Annotated in this window: 4 protein-coding genes and 3 rRNA genes; all 7 read right to left on the reverse strand. The window is 62.4% G+C overall.

Annotation, left to right across the window (positions count from 1 at the left end):
- Positions 1-430: 430 nt before the first annotated feature.
- A 5S ribosomal RNA gene (gene rrf, locus C6V83_RS12060) occupies positions 431-547 on the reverse strand.
- A 203-nt stretch (positions 548-750) separates the two neighbouring features.
- Positions 751-3,896 (reverse strand): 23S ribosomal RNA (locus C6V83_RS12065).
- Between the two features lie 504 nt (positions 3,897-4,400).
- Positions 4,401-5,922: ribosomal RNA gene (locus tag C6V83_RS12070) — 16S ribosomal RNA — on the reverse strand.
- The 16S, 23S and 5S rRNA genes sit together here, the layout of an rRNA operon.
- A 403-nt stretch (positions 5,923-6,325) precedes the next feature.
- On the reverse strand, positions 6,326-7,615 hold the full coding sequence (tyrS, locus tag C6V83_RS12075) for a tyrosine--tRNA ligase (RefSeq protein WP_105943910.1): 1,290 nt from the start codon (positions 7,613-7,615) through the stop codon (positions 6,326-6,328).
- 8 nt (positions 7,616-7,623) lie between these two features.
- Positions 7,624-7,845 carry a Trm112 family protein gene (locus C6V83_RS12080; protein ID WP_105942599.1) on the reverse strand — a complete coding sequence of 74 codons (222 nt, stop codon included), beginning with the start codon at positions 7,843-7,845 and terminating at the stop codon, positions 7,624-7,626.
- Positions 7,846-7,890: 45 nt separating this feature from the next.
- Positions 7,891-10,947: an alpha/beta fold hydrolase gene (locus tag C6V83_RS12085; protein ID WP_105942600.1), complete on the reverse strand. Its 3,057-nt coding sequence runs from the start codon at positions 10,945-10,947 to the stop codon at positions 7,891-7,893.
- 56 nt (positions 10,948-11,003) lie between these two features.
- On the reverse strand, positions 11,004-12,437 hold the full coding sequence (gene argH, locus C6V83_RS12090) for an argininosuccinate lyase (RefSeq protein WP_105943911.1): 1,434 nt from the start codon (positions 12,435-12,437) through the stop codon (positions 11,004-11,006).
- Between the last annotated feature and the right edge of the window lie 5 nt (positions 12,438-12,442).

Here is a 12,442-nt window from a genome sequence, read left to right on the forward strand (position 1 = left end):
AGCGGAGCGAGTCGAAACCGGACCGTGTGACGCTCCCTCGATGGTTGAGCGAGCGGAGCGAGTCGAAACCGGACCGTACGACGCTCCCTCGATGGTTGAGCGAGCGGAGCGAGTCGAAACCACGCCGCCCGCGGTCTGCCGCATGCCTGGTTGGGTGTCCGCGACGGTCGTGGGACGGTCGCGACGGTCGGCGCTGTGGGAGCGACGGTCGGGTGTGTCGCTGGTGTGCTCGGTTGTCGCGGTCGTGTGCCGAGTGTCGCAGCTGCCAGGGGGCGGGTGCGGGGCCGGGGTGGTTTCGACTCCGGCTCACTGCGTTCCCCCGGGCTCCTCCAGCGAAACAGCAGTCTCGTCTCTGGCTGGCCCGCTCAACCGTGGGGATGCGAGAAGGCCCCCGGAACCTAGGGGTTCCGGGGGCCTTCTCTGTGGTTGTGTTCGGCGGTGTCCTACTCTCCCACACTGATTAAAGTGCAGTACCATCGGCGCTGGAGGGCTTAGCTTCCGGGTTCGGAATGGGGCCGGGCGTTTCCCCTCCGCTATGGCCGCCGTAACTCTGTGAAATTAACGGTTGCGCGGGGCAACGATGAACGACTGAAGGCTGTAATTCATTTGATAGCGGCCTACGGCCACAACGAACCTCCTTCGTCGCTTCGTTGTCGAATCTCCTACGTCGATTCGAAAAACCCGCGTGTGCGTGTTATTTCAGAGGTGCATAGTGGATGCGTAGCGTTCAAGTCTTGGTGTTTGGGTGTTGTTGGTAAGTCCTCGGCCGATTAGTACCAGTCACCTGAACACATTGCTGTGCGTACAGTTCTGGCCTATCAACCCCATGGTCTGTAGGGGGCCTTACCCCACCAATGGTGGGTGAGAAACCTCATCTTGGAACAGGCTTCCCGCTTAGATGCTTTCAGCGGTTATCCCTTCCGAACGTAGCTAACCAGCGGTGCTCCTGGCGGAACAACTGGCACACCAGAGGTTCGTCCGTCCCGGTCCTCTCGTACTAGGGACAGGTTTCCTCAAGTTTCTAGACGCGCGCGGCGGATAGAGACCGAACTGTCTCACGACGTTCTAAACCCAGCTCGCGTGCCGCTTTAATGGGCGAACAGCCCAACCCTTGGGACCTACTCCAGCCCCAGGATGCGACGAGCCGACATCGAGGTGCCAAACCATCCCGTCGATATGGACTCTTGGGGAAGATCAGCCTGTTATCCCCGGGGTACCTTTTATCCGTTGAGCGACACCGCTTCCACTTGCCGGTGCCGGATCACTAGTCCCGACTTTCGTCCCTGCTCGACATGTACGTCTCACAGTCAAGCTCCCTTGTGCACTTACACTCAACACCTGATTGCCATCCAGGCTGAGGGAACCTTTGGGCGCCTCCGTTACATTTTAGGAGGCAACCGCCCCAGTTAAACTACCCACCAGGCACTGTCCCTGAACCCGATCAGGGTCCGAGGTTAGAAGCCCAATACGATCAGAGTGGTATTTCAACAACGACTCCACACACACTGGCGTGCCTGCTTCACAGTCTCCCACCTATCCTACACAAACCGTACCGAACACCAATACCAAGCTATAGTGAAGGTCCCGGGGTCTTTTCGTCCTGCCGCGCGTAACGAGCATCTTTACTCGTACTGCAATTTCGCCGAGTCTGTGGTTGAGACAGCAGAGAAGTCGTTACGCCATTCGTGCAGGTCGGAACTTACCCGACAAGGAATTTCGCTACCTTAGGATGGTTATAGTTACCACCGCCGTTTACTGGGGCTTAAATTCTCAGCTTCACCACCACAAAGGTGATTAACCGGTCCTCTTAACCTTCCAGCACCGGGCAGGCGTCAGTCCGTATACCTCGTCTTACGACTTCGCACGGACCTGTGTTTTTAGTAAACAGTCGCTTCTCTCTGGTCTCTGCGACCACCCCCAGCTCAAGCAGCAAGTGCCGTCACCAGACGTGGTCCCCCTTCTCCCGAAGTTACGGGGGCAATTTGCCGAGTTCCTTAACCACAGTTCTCTCGATCGCCTTAGTATTCTCTACCTGACCACCTGTGTCGGTTTGGGGTACGGGCCGTGTACCAACTCACTAGAGGCTTTTCTCGGCAGCATAGGATCACAGAATTCACCTCAACGGCTACGCATCACCTCTCACACACCATGAGACACGGATTTACCTATGCCTCGTGCTACCGGCTTACACCACGACAACCAACCGCGTGGCCCTGCTACCTTCCTGCGTCACCCCATCGCTTGACTACTACACACAAGGTCCCACGCAGCCACACCCAGAACACCCCGAAGGATGAAAAAGATGCTTTTGGGTGGTTAGTACATGCGATTCGTCATTGGGCGCGGATACACGGGTACGGGAATATCAACCCGTTGTCCATCGACTACGCCTGTCGGCCTCGCCTTAGGTCCCGACTCACCCTGGGCGGATTAACCTGGCCCAGGAACCCTTGGTCATTCGGCGGACAAGTTTCTCACTTGTCTTTCGCTACTCATGCCTGCATTCTCACTCCCACACCCTCCACAACCCGTCACCAGACTGCTTCCTCGAGTGCAGGACGCTCCCCTACCCAACCACACCACTACACCACCCCCCACAGGAGATGATGGATGTTACACGTGTGATTGCCGCGGCTTCGGCGGTGTACTTGAGCCCCGCTACATTGTCGGCGCAGGACCACTTGACCAGTGAGCTATTACGCACTCTTTCAAGGGTGGCTGCTTCTAAGCCAACCTCCTGGTTGTCTCAGCAATCCCACATCCTTTTCCACTTAGTACACGCTTAGGGGCCTTAGCCGGCGATCTGGGCTGTTTCCCTCTCGACTACGAAGCTTATCCCCCGCAGTCTCACTGCCACGCTCTCACTTACCGGCATTCGGAGTTTGGTTGACGTCAGTAACCTAGTAGGGCCCATCGGCCATCCAGTAGCTCTACCTCCGGCAAGAAACACGTGACGCTGCACCTAAATGCATTTCGGGGAGAACCAGCTATCACGGAGTTTGATTGGCCTTTCACCCCTACCCACAACTCATCCCCTCCATTTTCAACTGAAGTGGGTTCGGGCCTCCACCACATCTTACTGTGGCTTCACCCTGGCCATGGGTAGATCACTCCGCTTCGGGTCTAGACCCAGCGACTCAACACGCCCTATTCAGACTCGCTTTCGCTACGGCTACCCCACCACGGGTTAACCTCGCCACTGAGCACTAACTCGCAGGCTCATTCTTCAAAAGGCACGCCATCACCAACCACCCCAAAGGGTGCGCCAGCTCTGACGGATTGTAAGCGTCCGGTTTCAGGTACTATTTCACTCCCCTCCCGGGGTACTTTTCACCTTTCCCTCACGGTACTCGTCCGCTATCGGTCACCAGGAAGTATTCAGGCTTACCGGGTGGTCCCGGCAGATTCACAGCAGATTCCACGAGCCCGCTGCTACTCGGGAAACACCGAAGCCAGGCATTGCGTTTTCAGTTACCGGACTCTCACCGTCTACGGCAGACCATCCCAGGCCACTTCACCTAACACAACACTTTCTCACTGACCGCTATGCCGGCAGACACAGCAACGATGCTCCCACAACACCACACGCACAACCCCTGCCGAGTATCACATACGCGCGGTTTAGCCTCATCCACTTTCGCTCGCCACTACTCACGGAATCACATATTGTTTTCTCTTCCTATGGGTACTGAGATGTTTCACTTCCCCACGTTCCCCCCGCACCGGCTATACATTCACCGGGCGGTAACACCACACAACTGGTGCTGGGTTTCCCCATTCGGACACCCTCGGATCACAGCTCGTTTGACAACTCCCCGAGGACTATCGCGGCCTACCACGTCCTTCATCGGCTCCTGGTACCAAGGCATCCACCGAACGCCCTAAAACACTTACAACAACACCCACAAACACACCCCACACCCCACCAACCCCCAAAAAAAAGAGACCAGCCAGGCTGCGAGACACGAATGTGGACACCTACACACAACATGAGTACAACTGCATCTTCGTTAAAAGAACAGAAACCATAAATCGTATAAATTGCAGTACAAACACCAAAACAAGATTTTTGATGCTCGCATCCACTATGCACTTCTCAAACAACACACACCCACCCACCCCAGACACGCACCCAACCAGCACGCCGAAAGTCAGTGAACACCAAGAAAACCCCTCCACCCCCAAACACCCCCAAGGGTGCCGGCAGCAGGCCTGTTTCCTCAGAACCCCGATAGTGTGTGACATCCGCTACGCCGGTCACCCGACCACAGCCCACCCCGCACCGATCCGTCACAGTGACGAACCAGCACACCGGGATGGCTTCTCATGTTTCACCCTCGAACAAACACACAGCCGGCCATGAACAGACCAGAAACTGTTTGTTGTAGTTTGCTCCTTAGAAAGGAGGTGATCCAGCCGCACCTTCCGGTACGGCTACCTTGTTACGACTTCGTCCCAATCGCCGATCCCACCTTCGACGGCTCCCCCCCTCACGGGTTAGGCCACCGGCTTCGGGTGTTACCGACTTTCATGACGTGACGGGCGGTGTGTACAAGGCCCGGGAACGTATTCACCGCAGCGTTGCTGATCTGCGATTACTAGCGACTCCGACTTCATGGGGTCGAGTTGCAGACCCCAATCCGAACTGAGACACGCTTTAAGGGATTCGCTCCACCTCACGGTATCGCAGCCCTCTGTACGCGCCATTGTAGCATGTGTGAAGCCCTGGACATAAGGGGCATGATGACTTGACGTCATCCCCACCTTCCTCCGAGTTGACCCCGGCAGTCTCCTGCAAGTCCCCACCATTACGTGCTGGCAATACAGGACAAGGGTTGCGCTCGTTGCGGGACTTAACCCAACATCTCACGACACGAGCTGACGACAGCCATGCACCACCTGTACACCAACCACAAGGGAATATGTATCTCTACATACGTCTGGTGTATGTCAAACCCAGGTAAGGTTCTTCGCGTTGCATCGAATTAATCCACATGCTCCGCCGCTTGTGCGGGCCCCCGTCAATTCCTTTGAGTTTTAGCCTTGCGGCCGTACTCCCCAGGCGGGGTACTTAATGCGTTAGCTACGGCACAGAATCCGTGAAATGGACCCCACACCTAGTACCCACCGTTTACGGCGTGGACTACCAGGGTATCTAATCCTGTTCGCTCCCCACGCTTTCGCTCCTCAGCGTCAGTTACTACCCAGAGACCCGCCTTCGCCACCGGTGTTCCTCCTGATATCTGCGCATTTCACCGCTACACCAGGAATTCCAGTCTCCCCTGTAGTACTCAAGTCTGCCCGTATCGCCTGCACGCCTGCAATTGAGTTGCAGGATTTCACAGACGACGCGACAAACCGCCTACGAGCTCTTTACGCCCAGTAATTCCGGACAACGCTCGCACCCTACGTATTACCGCGGCTGCTGGCACGTAGTTGGCCGGTGCTTCTTCTCCAGGTACCGTCACTCACGCTTCGTCCCTGGCGAAAGAGGTTTACAACCCGAAGGCCGTCATCCCTCACGCGGCGTCGCTGCATCAGGCTTGCGCCCATTGTGCAATATTCCCCACTGCTGCCTCCCGTAGGAGTCTGGGCCGTGTCTCAGTCCCAGTGTGGCCGATCACCCTCTCAGGTCGGCTACCCGTCGTCGCCTTGGTAGGCCATTACCCCACCAACAAGCTGATAGGCCGCGGGCCCATCTCACACCGCAAAAGCTTTCCACCACCAACCATGCGATCAGTGGTCATATCCAGTATTAGACCCAGTTTCCCAAGCTTATCCCAGAGTGCAAGGCAGATCACCCACGTGTTACTCACCCGTTCGCCACTCGAGTACCCAGCAAGCTGGGCCTTTCCGTTCGACTTGCATGTGTTAAGCACGCCGCCAGCGTTCGTCCTGAGCCAGGATCAAACTCTCCAACAAAAACACAATCAGAGAAAAGACCTGACCAAAAAACAATCCAAAAAATCAACTGGCAAAAAAAATCAATCTCATCCAAAAAGACAGACCAACTCACACCAGATGACAAAACAAATGGCACAAGAAAATCCATCACACACTATCGAGTTCTCAAAAAACACACACCCACCAACACGCCCAAACACACAGCCCGAACGAACATCAGCAAGCAAGAGTCACGCCACCCGACACGCGGGCAACTGTTCCAGTCTAGAAGACTGGAACTTATGTTGTCAACCTGCGGGAGGAGATGTCGTTCCGGGCCTGCCCGGTTGGAACCTCGTCGCTGGCGACCTGCACTAAGTTACACACAGGTGTCGTCGATGGACAAATCAGCTGGTCACAGCCGTTCCGCTCGGCAGCGAGCTCAGCTGCCGACGCGAGCGCCGGCGAACGTCTTCTTGCCGCGACGAAGCACCAGCCAGCGCCCGTGCAGCAGGTCGCCGGCCGCCGGCGCCCACTCGGGATCGGTCACCTTCACGTTGTTCACGTAGGCGCCCCCCTCGTCGATGGACCGTCGTGCCGCCTTGTTGCCGGTCGCGAGACCGGAGTCGACCAGCAACTCGACCAGCGTCGGGGTCGCACCGTCGGAGTAGTCGGCGATGCCTGTCTCGGTCAACGCGGCGGCGAGAGTGTCCTCGTCGAGGCCGTCGAGGTCGGCCCTGCCGAACAACGCCTGGCTCGCCAACTCCACGGCTGCGGTCTGCGCCGGTCCGTGGATCAGCGTCGTCATCTCGGCGGCGAGCCGCTTCTGCGCCGCACGACGGAAGGGCTCTTCCGCGGTGGCCCTGGCGAGCTCGTCGATCTCTTCGCGGGACAGGAACGTGAACCACTTGAGGTACTTGACGACGTCGGCGTCGGCGGTGTTCACGAAGTACTGGTACCAGGCGTACGGCGACGTAAGCTCCGGGTCCAGCCAGAGACTGCCGCCCCCGGTGGACTTGCCGAACTTCTTGCCGTCGGACGATGTGACCAGCGGCACGGTGAGCGCATGGACCTGTGCCCCTTCGACCTTACGCACCAGGTCCACCCCGCCGACGATGTTCCCCCACTGATCCGAGCCGCCGATCTGCAGACGGCAACCGTAACGCCGATGGAGCTGAAGATAGTCGTTGGACTGCAAGAGGAGGTAGCTGAACTCGGTGTAGCTGATGCCGTCGGACTCGAGCCGCCGCTTGACCGTCTCACGCGCCAGCATCACGTTCACCGAGAAGTGCTTGCCGATCTCGCGGAGGAAGTCGATCGCCGTGAGGTCGCCGGTCCAGTCGAGGTTGTTCACCAGAATCGCACCGGTGGGCGAGTCGTCGATCTCGACGAACCGCTGCAACTGCCCGACGATCCGGTCGGCCCAGCCGGCCACGGTGTCGGTCGAGTTCATCGTGCGCTCGCCGACGTCGCGCGGATCACCGATCAGTCCAGTCGCGCCGCCCGCGAGGACGAGCGGTCGGTGCCCGGCCTGTTGAAATCTGCGGAGAGTCAGCAGGGGAACCAGGTGTCCGGCGTGCAGGCTCGACGCCGTCGGGTCGAACCCGGCGTAGAGCGTCATCGGCCCCTCTTCCAGGGCTCGCCGGAGCTCTCCTTCGTCGGTGGACTGACCGATGAGGCCCCGCCACGAGAGTTCGTCGATGATGTCGGGCTGGAGCGCTTCACTCGACATGGGGTCGCTCACTCGCCGTTCTCGCCCAGCAGACGGCGGTGTTCGTCGTCGTCGACCTCACGTGCGTCGTCGATCAGCATGTTCGGGATGCCGTTCTCGTCGATGGCGTAGGCGACCCGCAGTCGCGGGTTGTACAACTCGTTCCCCGCGTCGATCAGCTCACCGTGATCCTGCGGGCAGACGAGCCGCGCCCGCACCACCGGATCCAGTTGTTCTGCACGGGTTGTCATGAGTGCTCCCTCTCGCCAGACCTCAACATTGCGTCGGGGCTCAGGCTACTCTGCGACGGCGCTGCCGACGTCCACCGGCTCGGCCGCGACCGGGGCGCCCCCGGATGCGGGCTGTCCGGCGGGACGCCGCAGCACCGGCTCGGGAGTCGGCCGCGACCAGTCGATGCCGTCGGCGACGGACTTGGTGTAACGGCGGTACCGGCCGTCGTCGTCGCGGTACCAGATCTTGGGTCCCGGGCGCGGAACGCCCCGGCGGACCAGATCCGAACTCACCAGACGGTACGACTCGCTGATCGGGATGGTGCTGACCACCTGGATCAGATGCGGCCGTTCGGTCGCGGGGAGCTCGCCCAGGGCCACCCGCAACTGCGTCGGAGTGACCGAGTTCTGGCCGGGACGGAGCCTGATCGCCGCGACCACGATCTGACTGCCCCGTTCCCCGAGTCCGTAGACCAGCGCCAGGTCCACCGCCTTCATGCGCGACAACGCGTGACGGATCGGCTCGGGGTAGACGACGCCGTCGCTCGTGTGGATCACCGAGGCCTCCGAGCCGACGTACCAGAGGTCTCCGTCCTGGTCCGACCGGAACAGCAGACCGGAGAGCTCCCAGCGGTCGCGCGGCCGGAAGACGTCGCGCAGCACCCGTCCGCTCACCTCGTATCGCTGCCCGGCGTGGGCCATCAGCATCCCGACTTCGCCGGTCTCGGCTCGGCGGACGAACCCGGTGTCGCGATCGATCTCCAGCTGCCCGAGATCCGGCCGGTAGGCCGCCAAAGCGACGTCGTTGGTCTCCGGCAACGGCCTGCCCATCGCTCCGACCTTGCTGCCGTCGATGTTCGAGAGGATCGCCGAGCCGTCGGCGGTGGCGAAGAATTCGAGGACCTTGGCCTTGGGCAGCAGCTGATCGATGTCAGCCCAGAGTCCGGCGGGCAGGCCCGAGCCCATGAACAGTCGCACGCTGGTCAGCAGGGCCGGGTCGAAGTCAGGGCTGCGGAGCACCTCGCGGAGCATGTTCCAGGTGTACGAGACGACGGTGACCCCGTAACGGCGCACCTCCGTCTGGAAGCGCTCCGGATCGACGCCGTTGGACAGCGCGATCCGCGACCGGCCGGCCACCGTCGCGCCGAGCGTGGTCAACAGTCCCGAGGCGTGATGCAAGGGCGGAAGACAGTAGACGGTGTCGTGAGTCGACAGGCTGGCGGCGGCGGCGGCGCCGAACGCCGACATCGCGAATCGGTGGTTGGTGACGGCCCAGCGCGTGAGCCGTCCGTTGACTCGCGTGAACAGGATGAAGGCCAGGTCACCGGCCAGGCCTGGATCGGGCCGGTACCACGCGGGCATGCGGACCTTGGCGGGATCGATCTGCTCCATGTCGACGACGTGGTCTCCGTCGGCCCGGTCGATCACGCGCTGGTCGCCGCCACCGAGCACGAGCACTCGGTCGCTGACGCCGGTCGCCGTGTCCAGATGATTCGGATCGGTGACGATGACGCGCGTCTCGGCGACGGTCATCATCTCGGCGAGATCGTCGGCCGACGAGAGCAGCACTGCCACCGCTCCCAGGCGCGAGAGCGCGGCGATCGCCACGAGCGCACTGGGACGTGGATCCATCATGACGCCGATGTGCTCGCCCGGCCGAACGCCGCACTCGATCAGGCCCGCGACGACGTTGTCGATGCGGGTGTTGACCTGTTCGTGCGTGAGAACGCGGTTCTCGAACAGGAACAGCTCGGCCCCCGGATGACGGCGATTGTTCTCGCTCATCAACTTGCCGAGCGAAATCCGGGTCGACGGCTGTATCTGGCCCAGACGGAACAGCCGCGGGACGGTGCGCACCGACTCACTCGCGACCGCACGAGTGGTGCGCTGCAGCGAGTCCACCGCCTCCAGGGCTTCCTGCGCGAGCACGGTTCCGGCCCCGGCCACCTGGCCGACGCCGTACGTCAGGCGACTGGTCCAGCTGATGCCCGAGCCATGCCCTTCCGGGTTGCGATCCATCGGTACGACCGCCTCGGGTCGCTCGCCCTCGCCGTCGCACCACCGGATCCACTCGGCGGTGGCCGGCCACGAGAGACGGCCCGACGTCGACCCCACCACGAGGCCGAAGTGCCCGGCGGGCACCAGCGTCTCGAAGACCTCCGCATCGGGTGCGGCTTTGGCGATGCCGCGCACCGCGAGCGGCTGCCCGATGTCGTCGGTCTCGCCGACGAACGCGAGGATCGGGCTGGTGATCTCGGTAAGCGACACGATCTCGCCGTCGATCACGAAACCGCCGCTCACCATGCGGTTGTGCACGACGAACTGCTTCAGCAGCTCGGCGACAGCGGGCCCGGACCAGGCGACCCAGCCCTCCTGCTCGATGAACCGGCGCTGGTCCTCGCGCGGCAGGAGTGCGTCGCGGTCGTGCAGTTTCCGCATGAAGTCGATCCGGCTGCGCGCGGTCTTGACCGGATCGGCCATCTGGAAACCGGTGCGCGCCAGCCAACTCGGGATCCACAGCCGGGTGAACACCTTGTCGGCGAGCAGTTCGGCGCCGGGCACCGCCAGGTTGGCCGGCACGCCGAGCGGAAGCGCGGCGAGCACGTCGACCGGGCTGCCGTAGGTGACCACGCTCGCGATGTTCTTCGATCGCCGATAGGCCGCCGTCTGGTAGGCGAACATGCCGCCCTGCGAATAGCCGCCGAGGTGCACGTCGCGGCCGACTGCCTGGTGGACCAGGTCGACCACTCGGCTGATAGCGAGGACGTGATCGGTCAGCGTCCGCTCCATGCCGCCGTCCTCGTGATCGGGCGAACCGAAGTCGATGACCCACGGGATGATGCCGTGCCGGTGAAGGATCGAGACCGCACCGTTCTGCTCGGTCACGTCGTACACGTTGGCCGAGACCATCATCGGCGGAATGAGGATCACATGCGAGTAGCCGTCGCCGGGATCCTCCGGGAAGTACCGACGGAGGCGGTACATCTTCTCGGTCTCGACCACGCGGAACGGCGCCGGTTCGGTGTCCGTCTGAAGGCCGCCGAGCCGGATCACCTCCAGGCCGTTCTGGGCCGTCGCGACGATCCGTCCGACCGCCCCGCCGATGTTCGGCAGTCCTACCACTGTGATGCCCCTCTCAACACGCCCGCTCGTGTCACTCTAGCCAACACACCATCGAGTCAGGACAGCGCTGCCCGCAGTGCAGCGACCTTGTCGCCGGCCACCTCGATCTGGCGCTGCACCTGCGCCGGGGCCGTGCCGCCGAGTGCGTTGCGCGACTCGATCGATCCGCTCACCGTCAGCACCTGGCGGACCTCCGGGGTCAGCGCCGGATGCACGGCCGCGAAATCGTCGTCGCTCAGCTCCTCGAGGCCGATGCCGCGGCCCTCGGCCTCACGCACGCACGCCCCCGCGACCTCGTGCGCGACGCGGAACGGAACCCCCTGGCGCACCATCCATTCGGCGATGTCGGTGGCGAGCGTGAAGCCGGCCGGCGCGAGTTCGGCCATCCGTTCCGGGTGGAAGGTGAGCGTCGCGATCATGCCGGTCATCGGCGGGAGGAGCAGTTCGAGCTGGGCCACCGAGTCGAAGACCGGTTCCTTGTCTTCTTGCAGGTCCCGGTTGTAGGCGAGCGGCTGCGCCTTGAGCGTGGCCAGCAGCCCGGCCAGGTTGCCGATCAGTCGCCCGGACTTGCCGCGCGCCAGCTCGGCGACGTCGGGATTCTTCTTCTGCGGCATGATCGAGCTTCCGGTCGACCAGGCGTCCGGGAGCGTCACGTAGCCGAACTCCGGAGTGCTCCACAGGATCACGTCCTCGCTGAGGCGCGACAGGTCGACGCCGATCATGGCGAGCACGAAGGCGGACTCGGCCGCGAAGTCCCGCGACGAGGTGGCGTCGATCGAATTGTCCGCAGCAGCGTCGAACCCGAGGTCGGCGGCGATCGCCGCCGGATCCAGACCGAGCGACGACCCCGCCAGCGCACCCGACCCGTACGGTGAGACGGCCAGCCGACGGTCGGCGTCGACGATGCGGCTCACATCACGCAGCAGCGGCTGGGCGTGCGCCATCAGCGTGTGGCCGAGCAGCACCGGTTGCGCCGCTTGCAGGTGCGTCTTACCCGGCATCACCACGCCGGGGTGCGCCTGCGCCTGGCCGACCAGGGCCTCCACCAGATCCAGCACGTCCGCCGCGACCCGGCGCAACGCATCCCGCAGCCACATGCGGAACAGGGTCGCGACCTGGTCGTTGCGAGACCGGCCGGCGCGCAACCGGCCGCCCAGTTCGGGCCCGACCCGCTCGATCAGGCCTCGCTCGAGCGCGCCGTGCACGTCCTCGTCGGACTCGGCCGCGGTGAACTCGCCCGAGGCGACGTCGGCGCCCAGCCGGTCCAGGCCGGCGAGCATGCCCGCGAGCTCCTCGTCGGTGAGCAGTCCGGCCCGCGACAGCACGCGCGCGTGCGCCTTGGACGCGGCGATGTCGTACGGGGCCAGCGCCCAGTCGAAATGCGTAGACTTGCTCAGCGCGGCCATCGCCGCGGCCGGGCCGCCGGAGAAGCGGCCACCCCACAGTGCTCCGGTGTTGGTGGTCGCGGTCCGCTCGGCGTCATCGGCCATCGTGT

Origin of the sequence: Gordonia iterans, from assembly GCF_002993285.1 — a bacterium.
Classification (GTDB): Bacteria; Actinomycetota; Actinomycetes; order Mycobacteriales; family Mycobacteriaceae; genus Gordonia; species Gordonia iterans.

Bases quoted from the DNA above. Each gene is read 5' to 3' on its own strand.
- tyrS (WP_105943910.1), bottom strand. From the start codon at position 7,615: ATGTCGAGTGAAGCGCTCCAGCCCGACATCATCGACGAACTCTCGTGG.
- C6V83_RS12080 (WP_105942599.1), bottom strand. From the start codon at position 7,845: ATGACAACCCGTGCAGAACAACTGGATCCGGTGGTGCGGGCGCGGCTC.
- argH (WP_105943911.1), bottom strand. From the start codon at position 12,437: ATGGCCGATGACGCCGAGCGGACCGCGACCACCAACACCGGAGCACTG.